The sequence below is a fragment of the Pseudobythopirellula maris genome, assembly GCF_007859945.1.
Taxonomy (GTDB): domain Bacteria; phylum Planctomycetota; class Planctomycetia; order Pirellulales; family Lacipirellulaceae; genus Pseudobythopirellula; species Pseudobythopirellula maris.
Genome location: NZ_SJPQ01000001.1, coordinates 1,038,678 through 1,059,878, shown reverse-complemented (window position 1 = coordinate 1,059,878; position 21,201 = coordinate 1,038,678). Strand labels below are relative to the sequence as shown.

Below are 21,201 nucleotides of genomic sequence, written 5' to 3'. Positions count from 1 at the left end.
ATCGGCGGAGTTGCAAGCGGGGGGCAAAGTTACCGCAAGCCGACCCGCGGCGCCCCCACGGCGGCTTCGAGCGATTGCTCAATCACCGCCCACTCGGCGCTGGAGATTACCAAACGGCCATCGGGCCCGATGAGGTAATAGCTCGGCACGGTACTGACGCCCAGTTGCTTGGCGAGATCAGAGCTTTTCCCCAGGTAGTTTTGCGCCCAACGCCATCCGCGTGCTTGCGCCAGTGCGCGGGCCTGCTGCTGATCGGCGTCGATGTTCAGCCCGACGAACGTCACCGGTTGGTCGGCCAGTCGGTCGGCCGCCGCCGCCAGCTGCGGCATGCTCGCCAAGCACGGCGCGCACCAACTCGCCCAGACGTGCATCACCACGTGCCGACCCTCCAGGTCGGCCACCAATCGCTTGCGGCCGGTGGCGTCGATGAAGCCGTAGGCGTGCATGTCGCTACCGACACGCGGCCCGGCACGGCACGGGACCTCGATCTCGCCAAGGTCGAGCTCCCCGTCGCCCTCGACCCGGACCGGCACGATCTTCTCGCCCACGGTCTCCACCAGGCAGCCAGCCGGTCGCTCGTAAAGACGCACAACGAGGTCGTATTCGCCCGGGGCGACGCCGGTCACACGCAGCCGCCCCTCGGGCGTGAGCTTCACGAAGTGGTTCTCGCGCGTCGCGAGCCAGTCGTTATAGTGGGGGTCGAGCATCCAAGCGGGTTGCATCGGCCCCGCCGGGTTGAAGCTCAGTTCGGGGAAACCTTCCGGCAGCGGCGGCCCGACGCCGCGGTCGCGGCTCACCAAGTAATTGAGCGACCACTTGCGGTTGAGCGGCGCCTCGTCGCGGCCGGTCGCGACGACTTGGCCGGTGAGCACCGCCCCCTCGCCGCCGAGCACCACCTCGCGGTGCTCGCCCGGTTTCAATTCGATCGCCACGCTCTCGCCGGAGGTGAGCGGCGAGTCCTGCCACGGGCCCAGCGAGACTCTCAGGCTGCCGGCGCCCGGCGGCAGGCGTTTGAACCGGAACGTTCCGTCCGGGGCGGTTCTCGTTTGGTACGAGTCTTGGAACCGCGCTTCGCCTAGCTCACGCTGAACCAACGGGCTGAAGAAGATCGACTGGCCTCCAACGGGCCGGCCCTCTTGCACCAAGCGGCCCGAAACCGTCGCCCACGGGGCGAGACGCATCTCGCCAACCGACTCGTCCCCGGGCGCGACATACTTCTCGGCGATCCCGAGTTGGTGAACGACACGAACGCGAACCGGCTCGCTCGTGGCGAGCAGTTCGAAGGCGCCCCGGTCGTCGGAGCGAAGGGGCCTCTCGCCGAACGACTCTGGCTCGCCATTGTGCGTGTGCGGGACTTCGGTGGGCGTGCCAACGATCACCGCCGCGTCGGCGACCGGGGCGCCCGCCGCATCGACCACGTGGCCCTGCAGGGCCGGAGCGGGCTTAAGAGCAAAGTCGAGGGTCGAACGGCCGTCGCGCGGCCCAAAGGACTCTTCACTCACGACCGAGCGGTAGCCCTCGGCTTCGATCCGCACCCGGTAGCGAGCGTTGTCGTCGGCGCTCCCCGTCAGTGGCAGCTCGTACCGACCTGCGCGACCGGCTTTGGCGTCTTGGACTCTCGTGCTGTAAAAGCCCGGCCGGAAGACGATCACTGGCATGCATAGAAACTTGTCGATCGGCTCGCCCGTTGCGGCGTCGGTGACCGAGCCGTCGGCCACCAACGCGTCGGCCAGCGTGACCACGTGCGGCTCGCTCTTCGCCACAAGCGACGTGTCTTGCCTGGCATAGCCCTTGGAGCCCACCGAATAGGTGACCGCTTCTTCCGGCGCCCACTCCCAAACATAGACGCCCCGGTCGTCCGCCTTGCGCGGCACGCCGTACTTGGGCACGTTCGAGCGTTGGTGGTTGTGCAAGGCGTTCGAGCCCTGCCAGGTGTTGGGCGTGCTCGTGTTGGCGAGATAGAACCTTGCCCCGGGGACCGGTTCGCCGTCGGAATCGACCACGTGGATCTCGATCCGCTTGCCGGGCTTCAGCTCGAACCGCAGCGGCCCAAGGCCTGGCTCCACCAGGACGACTCGCCGCTGGGCGGCGTAGCCGGGGGCGACGATCGTGATCGGATGCTCGCCGGACTCAAGCAGCGGCGTCTCGAAACGCCCATCGCCGTCGATCTCCGACTCCCAAACACCGTCGGTGAAATACGGCTCGTCGTGCCAGACAACCCAGCCTTTCGTGATGGGCTCACCATCGGGGCCGACGACCGTGCCCGAGATGCGAACGCCCTGAGTCATCACGATCTTGGCTTCGCCGCTGCGCAGGCTTGCAGTCGTCACGCCCTGAGCCCGCTGCAGCCCGCCCCACCGGGAATCGCTCGTGTAATCGGGGTGATCGAGCTTGACCGTGAACTCGGTGTCGCCGTCATCGGCCGGCGCCGGGGCGTTGTCCAGGCTCCACCGGCCCTCGGCGTTGGTTTTAACCCCGGGCTGGTAGAATTCATCGGTCAGCCAATCGCTGGCCATGGGATTCGCGTCGACGCCCCAGGGCGGTTCCGGTGTGTCTATTCGCACGCGGACATGCACGTCCCGGATAGGATCGCCGTTGTCGTCCACGACGGCGCCTCCGACCACGGTTCCCTCCGCAAGACGAAATTCGTATTCACTCGGCAGTAAATCGCCTTGTTGATCAGGCCGCCGATCGAGCCAAACGAACTCCGAAACTTTGCCCGGCGCCCACGCCCACAGCTTCACCGTGTCGTCCGGGCGGTCGATCGGCAGGACGACGGCGCCCTCGTCATCGGCGACCAAATGGGTGTTTACGATCCTTTTGCCCTGGGCGCCTTGGGGACGCACGCGGTTGCTATGGAGTTTTGCGCCCGCAAGCGGCCGGCCGTCGTCGTCGAGAATGCGGATACGCATCTCGTGGAGGTCGTCGCTCGCGGAAGGCTCCGAGGGCTTGGGGGCGGCTGACGCAGGATCGGCGGTCGCCTTTCCGTCGGCATTGGGCGCCGCGTCGGGGGATCCCGCGCCGGCAGGTTCGGCGCCGGCACCGCCTTCGGGCGTCTCGATCCTGCCCCGCATCCCTTGATGCCGCCCCTTCGACTCGTCGCGGCGCCGCTCAAGTTCCTTCCGCTGCGCTGCGGAGAAGCCGCCCAAAGTCACGTCGCGCTCATCGCCGGCCAAGGGGCGCAGGTCCATTTCTGGCATCACGACATAAGTGCTCGCCAGCATGTCAACCGACCGGTCGACGGCGAAGCCGCGCGCGAGGCTCGTCTCGCAGAACGGCCCGGCCGGCACACGCACCACCGACGCCGGACGAGGGCCAGCCTCATACGGCCCGGCCGCCGCGATCTCGATCTCCGGGAGGCTGATGTCGAGGTGCGGCAGCGGGTCGAAGCCTTGCAGGCGCGTTTTCACCGAAACAAAGTGCGGCTCGTCGTCGATCGGCTCGGCGCGGATCTCTAGGCGGGCCCAAGGGTCGACTTGGACTTGGGACGACTGCTCGAACCATTGCTGGGTCGAGAACCCGAAGCCTTGGGCTGGATGCAGGGCGACAAGTTTGTACGGCTGATCGTCTGGGCGATTTAGCACGAACTTGCCGTCTTCGTCCGTTTCGGCAAGGATTTGACCCATCGGGTTGGAGACCCTTCCCCCGACCAGGAACAGCGGGTGCGAGCCGTAGCGATCCGACGGGTCGAGCGGCGTGACGAGCAGCACCTGGGCGCCGGCGACCGGTTTGCCGTCGGCGTCGACCACCGTGCCGGAAATCGCGAGAGCGGGGTCACTCAGCAGGTCCTTGGCCGTCTCGATGCGGTCGTAACGGGCGCCCTGTGTCTGATTGACGCCGCTAAAACTGGCGGTCGTGAGGCCGTATTGTTTGTTCATCCGCTTCCAAAAATCCGACATGTCGCCGTGATACTGGCTGCCCGGCGTGCTGCTGAATTTGATAATGGCGCTGCCCGGATCACGCAGCTGCTTGACCCGCTGCTCTACGTCGTCGAGCGTGGCGATCGCTTGCCCTTCGAGCAGGATCACGTGTTTGGCGATCACGACGTTAATCTCTTCGCGGGCGGGAGGGGCTGAGGTGGCAACAACGGCTTCGTCGCTGTCGCTTCCCGCCGGGCGTAGGTCGTACTCGACGAACGTGGCGCGGTCCGAATCGCGTTGGATCTCGACCGTCTTCTTCGTCTCGGCATTTTCGCCGAGCGTGACCTCTACCGTCTGCGGCGCGACGTCGGGGCGGAGGTCGATCGCCAGGCCGCGGAAGATCGCCTGCCCTCCCCCTTCGACGGGCTCGATTTGAGCCTTCGATGTAAACAGATGGCTATAGCCTCGGCGTTCAGTCCCAAGGTCATATGTCTCTTTGAAGCGTTGTTGAATCTTGATGTAAGGTTTGCCGTGGCGCTTTTTTAATTGATCAAGATCGCCTCGAACGCGAACCACCAGGTCGTGCCGCTGAGGCAGAGTAATCGGCGAGTCTTGTTGACCGGACTCGATGTCCGTGACAACCACGCGGTTGTGGTCCTCCGCTTCCACCAAGATGAGATAGTGGTGGCCGTCGCCTAACGAATCGAGCTTGTAGCGGCCCTCCGACGAGGTGGTTGTTAGTTCCTCGGGCGAGGAGTAACTGTTCACGAACCCCGTAGGCTCCACATCTGCGAGGACGTTCAGGCTAGCCCCCGGTGATGCCGACCCATCAGGAAAGCGCACCAGGCCCGTGGCGGGTTGTGCCCTTGCCATCCAGAGACGCACGGGGCTCACGCCGTCGTACATCCTCAAGGGTTCGGTGCGCAGAGGCTGGAAGCCGGGGGCCTCGACTCGGAACTCGTAGCGCACCCCAGGAGCCAAGTGCTCCAGCAGGAGCCGTCCCTTTGCGTCGGTCTTCTGCTCGTGGTTGGGGCCGTTTGTGCTGCCGTTCAGCAGAGGATGCACCATCACCGTGGCGCCCGCGACCGGTTGGTTCTTCTCGTCCTGCAGAATCAGCGGAGTGGAGTACCCCGGCACGAGCCGGACGACCACGTCACGCAAATCGTCGCCGTCGCGCAGCTCGAACGGGCCTGCCACAGCGGGGGCGTAACCCATGTCGGTGAAAAACCGCAGGTTGACCGTTCCCGATTCAACTTCGCATTCGAAGTCGCTCTTGAAGCGGCCTTCCGTGGCGTAACTGCTGGAATTGACGGTGACCGAATCGGAGTAGATCCATCCCGTAGCGGGCGACGGCTGGCCGTCCGCTAGCACGACGGTCCCCGAGATCTTGGCGGTCCCCCTTTCGGGTTCACTTTCCCCATTAGCCGAGACTATTGACGTTTCCGTTGACGTTTCCGTCGATGTTTCCGTCGATGTTTCCGATTCGGCCAGCGGCGGCAGCCCGAGGATCAGCGCCGCGCCGATCGCCGCGACCAGCACGCCGCCGCGGGTCAGCCGCAGCGGCTCGGGGAGCGGCTCGCCGAACAGCCGCGCCACGCGTCGGCGGAGCTCGGAGGGCGAGCGTCCCGTGGCGGCCAGGGCGGCGGCTTGCTTCTCGCCCGCGGCGCCCCGGCTCATCTCGACGACACGCAAGAGCGCCGCGGCGTAACGCAGTTGCGGCTCGCTGCCGCGGCGGGCGATGGCGGCGCACGCCTCCTCGTCGCAGCAGTACTCGCGCAGCGTGCTGACGCGGCGGCTCAACCACCAGGCGGCCGGGTTGAAGAAGAGCAACGCCTCGGCCAGCCGCTGAACGAGGTTGACCCACACGTCGTGCCGGCGGACGTGCGCCAGCTCGTGGGCGATGATCATCTCCAGCTCTTCGGTCGACAGCCCCGTCAGGGCGGAGGTCGGCAGCAGGATCGTCGGTTTGATGAGGCCAACCACGGTGGGGACCGCGGTGCGGCTCGAGTGGGCCAACGCGGGAGGGACCGCCACCGACCAACGCCGGCAGAGGTCGCGCAGGGCGTCGGCGACCGGTCCTTCGAGCAGCGGCTCAGCACGGCCGCCGAGCCTCTCGAGTCGCACCGCCGCCAAGATCAGCCGCAGCAGCATCAGTGCGACGCCGGCGACATAAGCCAAGGCCAGCCACGGCGACACCTTCCGCCAACCGTCGCTGGCCCTGAGCGGCTTGGTCGGCTCGGCAGTGGCTATTACGCCCACGGTCTCCTCGTTTTCGGGGGATGGCGTGGGATTATTCGCCAAGCCGATCGGCGCCGACACGCTATAACGCGGGGCGGGGCTCGGCGCCGGCGACAATCCGGCGGGACTTTCTAGCCGAGCCGTTGGCGCCAGGGCTGGCGCCGCGATCCCTTTTTGCAGCAACGCGTGCGTCACCGGCATCGCCAAAACGCCGAGCAGCAGCGCCACCACATGCGCCCAGTAGCGATCGGCCAAGCGGTCTTTTCCCATCGCAAGGCCAGCGGCCCAGGCGGCTACAGCCAACACCGCCATCTGCCAGAGAGAGTGCAGCAGGGTCAGGCAAAGGCAACCGCTTGTCGCTGCATCGAAGAGCGCGATCATGATTTTTGCTCCTTCGTTTTCCGAGCGATGAGGGCCCGCAGCTCCGCGAGCTCACCGGCGTCGACGTCGGTCGACTCGAGCAGGTTGAGCACCAGCGCCGCGGGGGAGCCGTCAAAAACCTTCGACACGAGATCGCTCATCATCCGGCCGGTGACGAGCTCTCGCTTCTCTTTGGGCGTGAAGAGGAACGCCTTGCCCTCCTTGCGGCGGCGGACGTAGCCCTTGCGGTGCATGATGCCTAGCATCGTCACCACCGAGCTGTGCGCCAGCTCCCGGCCCGCCTGATCGGCGAGTCGCGAGCGGATCTCGCGTACCGGCAAAGGCGATTCGTTCCACAAGACCTTGAGGATTTCGAGCTCCAGCTCGGTCGGGTGCTCGGATTCGGAGCGCGCCATCGTTTACGCCTGGGGTGTCGGGGTGAGAGGAGGAGCCCGCCAATCAGCGAATTAATTAGACGATAGCGATTGAGTGATCCCCGGTCAATCTTATCTGCGAAAGAATTCGCTGTTCGCAAGCGTGGGCAGGCAGAGAACCCGGCTCACGAATCACATGAGGAACGGTTCATGCAAAAGAAGAGCCTGCCACGATTCAGCGTTCAGAGCTGAATCGCGGCAGGGCAGAGCATTTGCTCACTCGTCTGTGGTCGAGAAAACCATCACGAGATGCAACACCAATCACCAGCGTCTGCAAGACGCTGGTGAGAGGCTGCACGTGTAGCGCCGCGAGGCGTGAGCAGCTGCGGCTTCAACCTTCCGACTAGATGCCCTTGGCCGGAGACGCCGCAGCGTGTTGACTGACTGAGGGTATCTCAGTGGTTTGGCGGTTGGCAGATGTCGGATCGTTTCGCCGTAATTGCCGCCCGCCTTTACCCACTGGAAGACCGTCTGCAGCACTTACTGTCGGTGGCGCCGTGAAGGCGTCACCCACCCCGCCATGATCCGCATGACGGCTCGAAGGCAGCGAGACCAACCTGCTGGAGGCGCCCGCTAAGATCGCCGGCGCGACCCGCGGCGGCACGCGCCGGCGGTAATGACCAGGCACGCCAGCGCAGCCGAGGTGGGCTCGGGCGTCGCCACAAAATCGAGCCGCACGTTGTCCAAGAGATAAGTGGCTCGCGGGTCTTGCGGATTCGAGCCCGCCTCTTGTCCCGCGGCGACCATCACGAGCCTCAGGTCTTGGCCGATCTGCGCGGCGCCGACGGGAACGTTCACGGAGACCGTGATCTCGGTGAACTCGTTGTTGCTGATCGCCCCCAGCGGGATCGTGTTCGCACCGATCAGGGTGGTGGGCAACCCGCCGCCGACCGCTTCGAAGTTGAGCGACAACGGAGCGGCTAACGGTTCGTAGCCGGGCTCGTGAGCGACCCCGATCGTCATGGTGTAGGTCCCTTCGCCGATCGTGGTCACGTCTTGGTAGAGAGCGCCCCAGGAGCCCGCGTGGTCACGCAGCGAGATGAAACCCAGCTGATCGCCAACCTGATTGGCGAAGACCGGCGCCAGCGGGCGGTACTCGCCGGCGTTGCCGCCTGATCCGGCAGGCCGCTGCCACACCAAGGGGTCAAAAGAATGTTGGCCCACGGCCAGCGACTCCGGGGCGCCACCCGGGGCCGTGTATTGCAGTTGGACGTTGTCGAGGTCGTAGCTCGCCCGCGGGTCGCTGGGGTTGGCGCCGGCGTCTTGACCGGTGAGCAGAAGCACGGGGCGCAGGTAGCGGCCAATCTCGGGCGAGCCGCTGGGGATGCTGATGGTCGCCGTAACGTCCGTCAGATCGGTGTTGCTGAAGGAGCCCAGGGCAAAATCGTTTTCGCCCAGGAGCGCCGTGGGGGGGCCGAAACCGGTCGACTCGAAATTGATCCGGAACGGCTCGGTGGTCGGTTCGGCGCCGGGCTCTTGCGCGACACCCACCGTGAGCTCGTAGGTTCCTTCCTTGATCAGCACGGCGTCTTGGTAGAAGGCCGAACCGCCCGACTGGGCTCCGCCGATCGAGAGCGATCCGACGTTGCCGCCGTCCTGACTCGGGTACGCGGTTGCGGGTGAGTAGGCGCTGATGCTCCCGCCTGCCCACGCGGCGAGTCCCCAGGAGCCGCGGCTCTCGGTCGGCGCCGCGGTGGCGACCAATCCAGGGGCCTCGAATTGCGAGTTCGGCACCGCTACGGAGACGGCCATCGCCTCGCCCGCCATCACCAACGCGCCCGCCGCCCATGCCGCCGTGTATCCCAGTTGTCGCATCTTCATTGGAACTGACCTATTCGTTCGTGGTGCGTCAGAAAGTTGTTCAGCAAGCTTCGCCCGCTAGCGGGCTCGTGGTCCAGAAGCTCAAGCGGCGCCGGACACGGTCGCTTTCGAATTGCGGCGCTCACCCGCCATCAAGTTGCTGCGTCAAGAATTCAGCGAAGGAGCAAACTACTTTGTCTATGTTTCCAGGGGGCAGAATCGATCACAAGGAGAATGCGTGTCTCTCGAAGCGAGCTTTTTTGTGCGTGTGGATCGCACGCGATACAAAACCAATGCGCTGTCTATTGATTAGCAGCCGGAAGTGGGCCTGTCAGACGAAGCGCCGCAACAGCTCACCGACCATCACCCCCAGCAGGGTGCCGATCACATAGCCCCAGATGCCGACCAACAGCGCCGGCGCGGCGAGCTTGGGCCAGCCTTTGGCGATCGTCAATGCGAGCGCCGTGGGCGGTCCGCCGAGCGTTGCGCTGACGCTGATCAACAGGTCTTCGAGATTGATTCGGAGCAGTCGCCCTATCAGCAGAGTCACGATCAGGTTCGTCATCGCCATGATGAGACAGAAAATCAGGAGCACCGGGGCGTTCTGGATGACGGCCGGGATGTCGGCCGGCAGGCCGATCGCGAAGAGGAAGACGTACAGCAAGAAGCCGCCGATCTCCTCGGAACCGTTGATCTTCTCGACGATCCGGCCGAAGCACGTGGCGGCCAGCATCGAATAGAAAGTGATCAGTACAAACAGATTGCCAAGGATGGTGACGACGACCGATTCGGCGAAGCTTCTCGTCAAGAGGTCGTGCGTCAGGTGGGCGCAGGCGATGACGACGAAAGCCACGGCCAAGCCCGCGGCGATGTCCATCATGCTGACCGGCTTGCGCCGCCACTGCTCCTGGGCGGGGCCCTCGTCTTCGTCCGCCGCGGTTGCGTGCGGGGCGTTGTAGTGGCGTCGGAACCACGCATTGCCGGCGATCGAGATGAGGATCAGGATCATCCCCGCCATGATGAAGTTGTCGGCCACGAGCAGCGGGTTCGTGAGGTTCTCACTCACGCCGAACGACTCGCGCACGGCGAAGAAGTTGACACCTCCCCCGCTGTAACTGGCGGTCATGATCGCCGCCACCTCGGCGATCTGGTCGACGTGGCCGTTGAGCAGCAAGGTCGCCAGCACGGCGCCGAGCACGGTGCCGAAGACGCTGATGTGGAAGGCGATGAACATCCAGCCGGTGTTCCTCGCGATCCGGAAGAAGTTCGCCCGCATCAGCAGCAGCGGGATCGCCAGCGGCACCAGAAAATCGCCCACGAATGCGTAGCTGGGCGCCTCGGCCGGCATGATCGAGGTGTTCGAGAGCGCCATCGCGATCACCAACGCCAGGACTGGGCCGCTCAGCTTAGCCGCCCACTTGTAGGTGTGCTCGAGCCAAATCGAGGCCGCCGTGCCGGCGACAATCACCGCCCACAAGGTCCACGTGTCGTTGGGGCTGATCAGTGTGTTCATGGTCGATCGTTCGAGGGAAAGTGGGTCTCTCAGGTCATCGGAACGCCCTACAGGCGCCGCGACAAGCAGTCCAGCAGCTGCAGCAAATCCTCTCCGCTGTGCGTGGCGAACACCGAGATCCGCAGGGCGCCCTCTGGGCCAATGCCTGAATATTCCGGCGAATAGGCAATCAGCACGCCGTCGGCCGCCATCGCTTGCTGGATGCGACGCATGTTCTGCTCGTTCCCGATCTCAAGCCCCGCGATCGGCGTGGGGGCGTCATCGGTCGTGAGCCCCAATGACTTGAGTCCCTGCTTGAGCCGACGGGCGTTTTGCTGGACCCGAGCGATCCGTTCGGGGTTCTCGGCAATCAGTTGCAAAGCGGCGGCCGCGGCGGCGGCCACCGGGGTGGGCGGGGCGCTCGCGCCGCTGTAGTAGTGCGAACTGCGTCGGGCTAGGTCGATAAACACCCGAGAGCCACACACGATCCCACCGTAAGCGCCGAACGCCTTGCTAAGCGTGCCGACGGCGAACAGTCGGACGCCCGTCGCTGGGTCGTGGTCCGGGGTTTGGTTGATCCGGTCGAGGTCCACGCCGTGGTGCTCGAAGGAGCCACGGCCGCTGGCGCCCAGGACGCCGAAGGCGTGGCAGTCGTCCAGGCATAGGGCGGCGCCCTCGTAAGCGGCTAGCACCGCCAGATAGTCGTTGGCCGGCGCCAAGGCCCCACTCGAGGCGAACACCCCGTCGCTCATCACCAACGGCCGCTGCCTAGGAAGGAGGCTCGCGCTCAGCGCCTCGCTGAGAGATTGGGGATCGCGGTGGTTGAACGTTTCTACCGGCAAGTCGAAGCTGCGGCACGCGTCGACGATGCTGTAGTGCGCGTAGGCGTCGAGAAACACGGCGTCCACCGATTCGGCCAAGGCCGACAGCACGACGTGGTTGCCCATGTAGCCCGAGGCAAAGTAGAACGCGCTCTCGCAGCCCCAGTAGTTGGCGGCCAGGCGCTCCACCTCGGCGACGGGCGACGACGTGCCGTAACCGCTGCGCGAGGTAGCCGTGCCCAGGCCGAACTGGCGAGTCGCCTCGCAGGCCGCCTCGAGCAGCCTCGGGTCGTTCTGGAGTCCGAGGTAGCCGGTGCCGCAGAAGTAAAGATACTCCTTGCCGTCGACGGTGGTTCTCGGCCCGGGGCCGGTTTGCATCATGTGCATGAGAGGGATGGCTCGCTCTGTTGGCTGATCGCTCAGCATTCCGTGTACGCAACCGCCAGGCCGCCACGCGATGTTTCCTTGTACTTGGTCAGCATGTCGCGACCGGTCTCGCGCATCGTCCGTATGACACGGTCGAGGCTCACGTGGTGGGCGCCGTCGCTGTTGAGCGCCATGCTGCTGGCGTTGATCGCCTTGACGGCCGCCATCGCGCACCGCTCGATGCACGGCACTTGCACCAGCCCGCCGATCGGGTCGCAGGTCAGCCCCAGGTTGTGCTCCATGCCGATCTCGGCCGCCATCTCGACCTGCTGTGGCGAGCCCCCCAGGACCTCGGCCAACGCGCCGGCGGCCATCGAACAGGCGACGCCGATCTCTCCCTGGCAGCCGACCTCGGCGCCGGAGAGCGAGGCGTTGAGCTTGTAGAGCTTGCCGATGGCGCCCGCCGTGAGCAGGAACCGCACGGCGCCCGCGTCGCACGCCCCCGGGATGAAGCGGTCGTAGTAATGGAGCACCGCCGGGATGACCCCGGCCGCTCCGTTGGTGGGGGCGGTGACCACCCGGCTGCCGGCGGCGTTCTCCTCCGCCACAGCCATGGCGAACAAGTTGACCCAGTCCATCGCGGCGGTCGGCCCCTGCGACGACGCGTCGCTCCGCTTGCTTAGCGACTGGTAAAGCTCGGGCGCACGGCGCCGCACCTTGAGCCCGCCCGGCAGCACGCCGGGCCGCTCGAGACCCCGTTTCACACAGTCTCGCATCGCGTTCCAAACGATCAGCAACCTGTCGCGAGTATCCTCCTCGCTGCGCCAGGAAGTCTCGTTGGCGAGCATGACCTCACTGATCGACAGCGAATGCTGCGTCGCGGCATCGAGCAGCTCCTTCCCCGTCGCGAACGGGTACTGGACTGCGACGGGCGCCGCGGCGGGTTGGGATGCGTCGGTCTCGTCTTCGTTGACCAGAAACCCGCCACCCACCGAGTAACACTTGTGCGTGGCTAGGACCGCACCTTGCTCGTCGAGGGCGAAGAACTCCATGCCGTTTGGATGGAAAGGCAGTGTCTCTTTGCGGAGGAAGAGGAGGTCGCTTTCTTCGCGGAACAAGATGCGAGGCCCGCCCGGCAACTGGCATTGCCGAGATTCCCGCATCGCGCTGATCCGCGTCTCGATCGTGTCGGGGTCGACTGTCTCGGGCTCCGCCCCTTCGAGGCCGAGCATCACCGCCATGTCGGTGCCGTGCCCTTTGCCGGTCAACGCAAGCGAGCCGTACAACCGCACTTCAATGCGGTCGCATTTTGCCATCACGCCTGCATCGCTAAGCCCGGTGACAAATCGACAGGCGGCGCGCATCGGCCCCACCGAGTGCGAGCTCGAGGGGCCGATGCCGATCGTGAACAGCTCAAGAACGCTGAATGACATGTGGTTCGTTTCGTAGCAGTAGATGGGAGGCGAGCACTCGGAAGTCTGACGATGAGGAGACGCTGAATAATCGGGCGTCTATTCAGCTTGCCTGTCAGGCGCGATACGGGCGTAAGGAGAAGCCGAGTCGTCGGCGCCGCTCGACGGCCGGCGCGGGAAGGCGACACCGCCCGCCACGGCGTGTGTGATCTCTCCGTGCTCGTTGCGTCTAAAAACCACCTTCTCGTCGTGGTATAGTCCCGAATCGGGGAAAGCGAATGCGTCTTCGCCTAGCTCGGTGAGCGGGTAGTCGAAGAACCACTCGATGAGCGAACGCAACCGCCCGTGGTCTTCGTAGATGTACATGACGTTGTGGTCCCAGCCGTACTCGCCAACCAGCTCACGCCACTCCGGCGGGCACGCCGCGTTCTCGTCGTCGGTCGGGCGCCACTCCTTGCCGTCCAATAGGATCACGCCATCGGCGCCATCCCATTGCAACGCGGGGCCGTGCCGCAGAACGTCGTCGATCAGGTAGCCGTCGCTCGCGCAGCGCAGCTCGCCCATCCAATGGCCGTGCTTCAGAAAGGCCCGCTCTCCCTTGGCGTAAATCTCGATCGCCTGCCCGCTGCCGTTGGTGTAGCGCCCCGCCATCTGCTTTGCCTCGCCCGCCGCTAAAGGACCGGAGGTGGAGATCTCGGGCAGCGGTTCCCCGGCGCGGTGCGCTAGCATCAGCCGCAGGGCGTAGTCGCCGATGCGGTTGGTCTCGCCGTTCGCGCAGTCCTGGGCGAGAGCGACGACCACGCCGATCTTCTCGTCTCTCAATCCTTTGAACTGAGTCGCGTAACCGTACACGGCGCCGCCGTGTCCAAAGGTGGGGCGGCCGTCGAGTTCGCCGAGACGGAAGGCGATGCCGTACTCGTGCCCCGCGACGCTGTCGGGGCTGGCCGGTCGGATCATCGAATCGAGCAAAGCACGGTCGATCCCAAGCGATGCGGGGGGCTGATCGCCCAGCATGACGATCAGCATTTTCGACAAATCGGTGACCGTGGAGCACAGGTTGCCGGCCGGCAGTATGCCCATGTCGAACGTCGGCGCTGGGAAAGGGTCGCTGTGAAACGACCACATCCAAGCATCGGGCAACCGGGCGTTAATCGCCTCGGTCGGCCGGAACGAACTCGACCCCATTCCCAACGGCTCTAACACTGCGCGTTGCACGTACTGCGAGTAGGGCTGACCTGACACACGCTCGACGACCAAACCAGCGACCGTTACCGCCGCATTGGAGTATTTCGTCTTCGAGCCCGGCTCGAGCAGCACGGTGGTGTCGTTGAGCGAGGCGACCGTGGCGGCGATTGTCGGGGAAGTCGCGTCGAAGTAGCTTCCCAGGGGCGACTCGCGCACCAGGCCCGACTGGTGCGACATCAACAGCCGCAGCGTGATCGGCTTATCGAACGGATTCTGCGGTGCGAAGTCGGGCAGGTACGTCCGCACGTCCTCGTCGAGATCGACTTTCCCCTCGGCGACCAGCCGCATCACCGCCAGGGCGTTGAACAGCTTGGAGACCGACCCAACGCGGTAGGTCGTGTCGACCGACGCGGGGGGCCCTTCTTGTTTCGCTGGCCCGAACCCAGCGGACCACACCACACGATCGTCCGCCACCAAGGCGATCGAGGCGGCGGGCAGTTGCTTGGCTTGCAGCTCGGCGGTGATGAACGACTCTAGTCGGGTGATCACAGGCTCGTAGTCCGTCACAGGATCGGCGGCGTGGGTGTCGCTAATCGTCAGCACGAGAGGCAAGACGAGAGCGATGGCACGCAGACGGCTCGACAAGGGGGGAAGGCTTGGAATCAACATGGCGCGTCTCGGCGGGCGGGGAAGCGTTGGTGGATAGTTGTGGTTTCTTCATGCGCCTTCTCTAGGCGAAAGCCGTTTCGGCGAGCCTTCCGCCGCAACCCGGCGCGTCGGGCAGCGACACTTTGCCTTGCCGCACCTCCGCGCCGGTCGCCGGGTCCTCGGCGAGCAGCAGCGCGCCGTCGAGGTCGCAGTAGTCCAGCAGCGGCAGCAACTGCGCCGCCGCGGTGATGCCGATCGAAGTCTCGATCATGCAGCCGACCATCGTCTTGAGCCCGAGCGACCGGGCCTCGCGCAGCATCCGCACGGCGGGAGTCAAGCCGCCGCACTTGCAGAGCTTGATGTTGACGCCATGAAAGCGGTCGACGCAAAGCCGCACGTCCGAAGCGACGCAGCAGCTTTCGTCGGCGATCACGGGCAAGGCGGACTCCTCAAACACCTTGACCAACTCTTCGACCCGGGCGGTGCGCGACAGCGGTTGCTCGAGAAACTCGACGCCCAACTCACGCATGGCGAAAGAGTTTTCGATAGTCTCTTCAACGCTCCAGGCGCAATTGGCGTCGATCCGCAGAACGGCGTCGGTCTCCTCACGCAGGCGGCGAACAACCTCCAAGTCGTGCTCCGTGCCGAGCTTGAGCTTGTAGCCCGCCCAACCGGGGTTCAGCTTGTACTCTTCAATAACCTCTTCAGGCGTTCCGATGCTGAGCGTCAGGCTCGACTCGGGACCGGGGACCCACTCAAGTCCCAAGCTCTCGTGACAGCGCCGACCCGCGAGCTTCGACTGCAGGTCGTGAGCCGCGATGTCGATGGCGCACAGTGCGAACAGGTCGTTCTTGAGCGGGTCACAAAGCGAGGCCCACAGCTCTTGGGCGTCGAGCGACCCGCACGCCTCGACCAGTGGCCTGACGCGCTCGATCGACGCCAAGATCGATTCGGCCGAGTGCTCGTAAAAATCGTTCTCGGTCACCTCGCCGTATCCGATCTCGCCCGCCTCTTCGAGACGAACAATCACCGTCTTCTGCGTGGTAATGGCGCCACGCGAGATGATGAACGGCCTGGCGAGCCTTAATGTCATGACTTGGGTGTGCAGTTTCACCTGATAATCTCCTCACGGTGTCGAAGGAAGCATTGAAGATTTGTCCCCGCCGTGGCGGTAAGCCCCTCGGTGAACACGGCCATACGTCGGTAGGTTCGCTGTCATCCGGCCGTCGAGGCTTCACCCAACGTGGCGTCTTGTTGTGTTTCGCGGTGCGTCATGCGTCACGCTTCTTTGCGTGCTCCCCAAAAAAGACGTTCCCTACCCGGCGAGTCGCAATGGCGTGTTCAGCGGCGTTAGGCTCATGATGTCAGACACATATTCTCCTTGCCTTCGCACACGGGCGCGCCGATGGTCAGGGATGGCGATACGCCGCTCTCGGCCGCCGTTTTTCATCCTCCGAGCAAGAGGCGCTTGGCGCTTGTAGCCAACCGTCTCTTGACCCCGCCCAGCCCACCCAGGGACCCGTTCATGCTCGCTGCATTCCGACTGGCAACGTTCTCCTTGATCGGCGTTATCGCTTTGGCTGGCGGCGCCACGGGCGAAAGCCTTCACGCGACGAGCGAAGCGTCCGAAGACGCTGCCGCCAACACACCGCCAACGCCCGAGTGGGCGGCCCCGCTGGAGGAATTCCTCGCCGCTCAGCTCGCAAAGCATCAGATCCCCGGCGCCTCGGTTGCTGTCGTACGCCAGGGGGTGGTGCTCTACGCCCGCGGATTTGGCTACGCCGATCAAGAGCTCCGCCAGCCGGTTCGTCCTGCTAGCCGCTTCCGGATCGCCAGCCTGTCGAAACCGCTGACCGCCACCGCCGTACTTCGTTTGGTAGAAGCGGGCGAGTTGAACCTCGAATCGAAGCTGCTCGACGTCTTGCAAGGCTCGGCGTTTCTTCCCGCGGAGGGACCGGGTCGCGATGAACGCCTTAGCGAGGTCACCATTCGGCATCTGTTGCAGCATCGGGCGGGTTGGGATCGCGGCGTTTCGGGCGACCCGATGTTCGACTCGATCCGCATCGCCACGGCGCTGGGAAAGACGCCGCCCGCGACCTTGAAAGACACGATCCACAGCACGCTCAGCCGGCCTCTCGACTTCGCCCCGGGCGAGCGGTACTGCTACTCGAATTTCGGCTATTGCCTGCTCGGCCGGGTGATCGAGCACACAAGCGGCATGGCGTACGGCGACTTCGTCCAGCAGCGGGTGCTCGCCCCGGCGGGGGTGACCGACGCGCAACTCGGCCGCACGCTGCCTCGGTTTCGCGCCGAGCGTGAGGTGAAGTATTACGACCCCGGCTATGGCCCGTCGGTCTTTGCAGCCGAACGCCGCGTTGCAAAGCCCTATGGCGCCTGGAACCTGGAGGCGATGGACGCCCACGGCGGCTGGATCGCCACGGCGAGCGACATGGCGCGTTACGGCTCGGCCTACTACGGCAAGCCGGACGAATCGCTTCTGTCCGCCTCTTCGCTCACGGCGACCACCGAGCGGCCGGGCGGCGCGGCCGGCTACACCCCACAGGGAGAGCCGACGCCCAACTTCTACGGGCTGGGCTGGCGAGTCATCCCCGGCGGGGACGGCGAAGGCCTGCGGATGAACCACCTCGGGTCGTTGTCCGGCGCCAGCTCGCTGCTGGTGTGCCAGAGCGACGGCGTGAGCTACGCGTTGCTCTGCAATTCGAGGAAGTCCGAGTTCACTTGGCATTTTTGCGACGCGATCTTGCCGGAATTAATGGAGCTGATGCAGCGCACCACGGTTCCCTCGCAAGCCGGAGCGGCGAGCGAACCGACAGAGCCGTGATCGGCTCTTATGCAGGAGAGACGCTTGCGGCCGCCGGGGACGGCGATTAATACCACGCCAGCGAACGGAACCGCTTGACGCGGTGGAAGGTCGAAAGGTTGGCGTCGTGGAAGTGACCCGACTCGCGTCCGCTGCGGGACAGCACGACCAAGTCGTCGCCGTCGATCTGAATCGAGGGGTACATGAACGATTGGCTGGGCGTGGGGGCGAAGGCTACGCATCCGGCCGGCAGCCAGTTCATGCCGTCGTGGCCGAAGTAGAGCATCAGGTAGCGGCGGTCGGGGGCGTGGCCCTTGACCATCGGCCCCGCGGAGACGTTGCACGCCATCCAGAAGAGCTTTGTTACCGGGTCCTGCACGATAGCGAACTTGCTCTGCCCACCGGGCCACGGGTAGTGTTGGTCATAGGTTAGCTTGAGCTCGCCGTCCTCGTCGGTGAGATCGAACAGCGTGGCGATCGCCGGCGTGCCCCCCGGGTTGGGGTTCACCCGCGCGGCGATCCGCATCCGGTCGCCCACGAGCATCACGTTGCCCTCGAGATTCCAGTCGCGAAACTTGCTCTGCTGCTCCGCGTCAGCGTATCGCTCGACCCCGTGGGGGCGGAATTCGGGCGGCGTCATGACGGGATCGAGGACGTTGGAGATCCGCCACGCCTGGGGGTCGAGCAGGTCCATCGACAGATCGCCGGCGATCGCGACCGTGCCTTGGTGGCGTTTGTCGAGCACCCAATAGAGGAATCCGTCCTTCTCGACGTAGCTGGTTTGGCAGTTCCAATACGGCCCGTCGAGCACCTTCACCGGGTCGGACCACGACTCGCCGTTGTCGTCGCTGCGCACGAAGTGCACGTCGTGGTGCTGCTTCGGTTGGGTGAACAAATAAAGCTTGCCCTTGACCACGAACGGCGTCGCCTCGGCGTAGGGCAGGTCGGGCAGCCGGCGCCACGTTTTCCCGCCGTCGACGCTCTTGGTGATGATCACGTAGGCGCCCTCGGCCTTGCCGACCCGCGAAGGACGCTTCCAGCATGGGCTGAATGAGAGTAACTCTCCGTTGGGCAACCGGATCATGCCCGGGTCGTGAACGAAGTACGCGAGGCTCGGCGTCTCGGCGGCGATCGTGTAATCCTGCGCCAGCGGCGGGTTGAACACCGACCGCGGCTCGGGCGCAAGATCGCCGATCGTCCCGCTGGCCGCCGGCGCCCGGGCGACGATCACGCACCACTTGTTCTGGCGGTAAGGGATGGTCTGCGGGTCGTCGGCCGAGGGGTAAGACTTCAGCACGATTTCGGGCGAGACGATGTCGATCCGCTCATCGGCCTCGACGTGCTTCGTGTAGACGCTGCAAGGCGTGCCGGCCCAATCGCCGCCGAAGGCCTCGAACTCTTCGATATCGTCCACTCGGCGGAAGCCGAGCCGCTCGAGTTCCGTCGCCTGGGAGAACTCGCCGGAACCTTTGCTCGGCGTGATGGCGTACACGGCCCCCGCCTCGACACTCACTTTGCGTGTCCCGAGCAGGTTCGTGCGCAGGAACTCACGCCCGGCGAGTTCCTCCGGCACGTTCTCAAAGCCGAACTCGACATCCAGAAACGCCCGTGCGCCCGGCTCGAGCACGCCGGTTTCCCATTCAAGCGGGGCGAGCACCGCGCTGCTCTGCTCGGAGAGATCCGCAGCCGCGCAAACACCGCAGCACTGCGCGGCGAACAACAAGACTGTCAGGCGACTGATCGAGGCTACGTTGGTCGGGAGGCGCATCGGCTTCTTGTGTTCGGAAATCGTGAAAGGGAGAGCGCGTGGTGAGCGGCAGAGCGGTGTGGATCAGCTGTGTGGATCAGCCGCGACGCCGACGGCGAGCGATGCGGAGCGTCCCCACCGCAACCGCGAGCAACAAGCCCGACGAGGGCTCGGGGATGACTATCCGGAAGGGGTTGCTCGTGAGGACCGAACCGTTGACGGTGAGCTCCGAGCGCCACAGCCCCAACTCGGGGTTCGGCGGCAGCACGACGCCGTGGTTCCAGTACCCGCCGCCCAAGCCTTGCTGGATCCACGCGAAGTCCGAGAACACGCTGCCGTTCGGACGGTGGATCTTCAGGCTGACCGACGAGCCTTCGGCGATGCCGAACAGGTAGTTCCACATCACGACCAGCTGGCCGGTCGACTGGGCCTGGAACACCCCCTGATGCTCCACCCCGTACTCGACTTCTTCGGTGGTGGGCCAATCACTGGCGATCCCTGAGTCCATCACGGTCGCCACTTCGCCCGAGTACGGCAGCGGGTCGTCCCACCACGCATCGGGGTCGAGAAAGGTCTCTACCGCCTGCCCGTGGACCCGCACCGTGAAGTGCAGGTGCGGGCCGGTCGACTGTCCGGAGCTGCCGATCTGGCCGATGACCTCGCCCGCCGCCACGGTTTGACCGGCGGTGACCGCGACCGAATCCTTACGCATGTGACCGTACAGCGTGGTCAGACCGTCGCCGTGATCGATCACGACGTAGTTGCCCGATTCGCCCGGGGGCGCCGGGTTGGAGAAGCTGTAGCGGTCGTACTCGCCATCTTTAGCGAAGGTGACCGTGCCGGCGGCGGCGGCGTAGATGTCGTACCCCTCTTCCATGGCGCGGAAGTGAGGCAGACCGATGTCGAGGGCGTCGTGGCCGTCGTAGGTGATCCTTCCGCCCCGGTAATCGCGGCGGGCGACGGGACGCGTGTCGAGGTCGACGTAGTTGCCGATCGACCACTCCTCGAAGGGCGTACCTTCGATCGGCCAAACCAGCTTGGTCTGGGCGTTGGCGTCGCCGGCCGCCATCACGGCCAGGCCTAGGAACGCGGCCTGAAGGAGCATGCGGCCAGCAATATTGCTATCGGTCATGGTGTCTCTTTTCATATTGGCGCCAATCCTCTTCAAGGGGGATCAAGCAATGAGGTAGCCGCCGTCGATCGGCAGTGTGACTCCGTTGATCATCCCGCTGTGATCACTGAGCAAGAAAGCGACAGCCTGAGCGATCTCGTTCGGCTTGGCGAAGCGACCCAAGGGGATCTTGGCGAGCATCGCGTCGCGTTTGCTCGGCTCGGCCCACGCCATCTCGCCCATCGGCGTGAGCGTGACCGTCGGGTTGACCGAATTGACACGGATGCCGTGTGGCCCGAGTTCGAGGGCCATCACGCGGGTCAATTGATCGAGGGCGCCCTTCGAAGCGCAGTAAGAGGCGTGATCGGCTAGCGCCACGAGCGACGCCTGGCTCGAGATGTTGACGATCGAACCTCCCACGCCCCGTTCGATCATGCCCCTGGCGACGATCTGACTGACAACCAGCACCGAACGCAGGTTGACCGACATCGTGCGGTCGAGCGACTCGACCGAGGTGTTGAGGAACGGCTGCGGGATCGATATGCCGGCGTTGTTGATCAGCAGGTCGACGTCTCCCGCTTGCCGGGCCGCCTCGGCCGCGGCCTCGGGGTCTTCAAGGTCGGTCACGAGCGTGCGGCAGCCGATCTCGCTGGAGAGCGAATCGAGGTCCTCACGGGTGCGACTCAACGCGACGACCTCCGCCCCGCATTCGGTCAGCAGAGTGGCGATCGTGCGGCCGATGCCTTTGCCGGCGCCGGTTACCATGGCCTGCTTGCCGGTGAGGTCGATCCGCATGCCTTCGCTTTTTGCATTGGTCCCCACTCGAACGCCGCTGTGGAACCGCAGGGGCCCCGATATATCAATACTCATAATTCATCCCGCCTGTTGCCTGTCCCTCAGAAATGT

General features: G+C 65.1%; 12 protein-coding genes. 1 reads left to right on the top strand and 11 read right to left on the bottom strand.

The window, feature by feature from the left end; translation table 11 throughout:
• Positions 1-29: 29 nt before the first annotated feature.
• The 8 genes from Mal64_RS03885 to Mal64_RS03850 form a co-directional block, all read right to left on the bottom strand.
• Positions 30-6,479 (bottom strand): M56 family metallopeptidase, encoded by a 6,450-nt coding sequence (locus tag Mal64_RS03885; RefSeq protein WP_146397238.1) that lies wholly within the window; start codon positions 6,477-6,479, stop codon positions 30-32.
• Positions 6,476-6,874, bottom strand: coding sequence for a BlaI/MecI/CopY family transcriptional regulator (locus Mal64_RS03880; RefSeq protein ID WP_146397236.1), 399 nt, complete (start codon positions 6,872-6,874; stop codon positions 6,476-6,478). The genes Mal64_RS03885 and Mal64_RS03880 overlap by 4 nt, the downstream gene beginning before the upstream one ends.
• 591 nt (positions 6,875-7,465) lie before the next feature.
• On the bottom strand, positions 7,466-8,713 hold the full coding sequence (locus Mal64_RS03875) for a hypothetical protein (RefSeq protein WP_146397234.1): 1,248 nt from the start codon (positions 8,711-8,713) through the stop codon (positions 7,466-7,468).
• A 310-nt stretch (positions 8,714-9,023) separates the two neighbouring features.
• Positions 9,024-10,205 carry a DUF819 family protein gene (locus tag Mal64_RS03870; RefSeq protein ID WP_146397232.1) on the bottom strand — a complete coding sequence of 394 codons (1,182 nt, stop codon included), beginning with the start codon at positions 10,203-10,205 and terminating at the stop codon, positions 9,024-9,026.
• 47 nt (positions 10,206-10,252) lie between these two features.
• Positions 10,253-11,392 carry an aminotransferase class I/II-fold pyridoxal phosphate-dependent enzyme gene (locus Mal64_RS03865; RefSeq protein ID WP_197525431.1) on the bottom strand — a complete coding sequence of 380 codons (1,140 nt, stop codon included), beginning with the start codon at positions 11,390-11,392 and terminating at the stop codon, positions 10,253-10,255.
• A 32-nt stretch (positions 11,393-11,424) separates the two neighbouring features.
• Positions 11,425-12,804, bottom strand: a complete 1,380-nt coding sequence (locus Mal64_RS03860) for an L-serine ammonia-lyase (protein WP_146397227.1) — start codon at positions 12,802-12,804, stop codon at positions 11,425-11,427.
• Positions 12,805-12,882: 78 nt separating this feature from the next.
• On the bottom strand, positions 12,883-14,571 hold the full coding sequence (locus Mal64_RS03855) for a serine hydrolase domain-containing protein (protein WP_197525430.1): 1,689 nt from the start codon (positions 14,569-14,571) through the stop codon (positions 12,883-12,885).
• Positions 14,572-14,698: 127 nt separating this feature from the next.
• Positions 14,699-15,730: a dipeptide epimerase gene (locus Mal64_RS03850; RefSeq protein ID WP_146397223.1), complete on the bottom strand. Its 1,032-nt coding sequence runs from the start codon at positions 15,728-15,730 to the stop codon at positions 14,699-14,701.
• Positions 15,731-16,141: 411 nt separating this feature from the next.
• Here Mal64_RS03850 and Mal64_RS03845 point away from each other — a divergent pair, with 411 nt between their 5' ends.
• Positions 16,142-17,458, top strand: a complete 1,317-nt coding sequence (locus Mal64_RS03845; protein ID WP_197525429.1) for a serine hydrolase domain-containing protein — start codon at positions 16,142-16,144, stop codon at positions 17,456-17,458.
• A 46-nt stretch (positions 17,459-17,504) separates the two neighbouring features.
• Here the strand turns inward: Mal64_RS03845 and Mal64_RS03840 are convergent, their stop codons facing one another.
• The 3 genes from Mal64_RS03840 to Mal64_RS03830 all read right to left on the bottom strand — a co-directional run bounded on the left by Mal64_RS03840 (position 17,505) and on the right by Mal64_RS03830 (position 21,165).
• Positions 17,505-19,205 (bottom strand): sialidase family protein, encoded by a 1,701-nt coding sequence (locus tag Mal64_RS03840; protein ID WP_146397219.1) that lies wholly within the window; start codon positions 19,203-19,205, stop codon positions 17,505-17,507.
• A gap of 76 nt (positions 19,206-19,281) precedes the next feature.
• A complete protein-coding gene (locus Mal64_RS03835; RefSeq protein ID WP_146397218.1) occupies positions 19,282-20,331 on the bottom strand; it encodes a M23 family metallopeptidase in 1,050 nt (349 codons plus the stop codon).
• 27 nt (positions 20,332-20,358) lie between these two features.
• Entirely contained in the window at positions 20,359-21,165 is an 807-nt protein-coding gene (locus tag Mal64_RS03830) for an SDR family oxidoreductase (RefSeq protein ID WP_197525428.1), read from the bottom strand.
• Positions 21,166-21,201 lie beyond the last annotated feature (36 nt).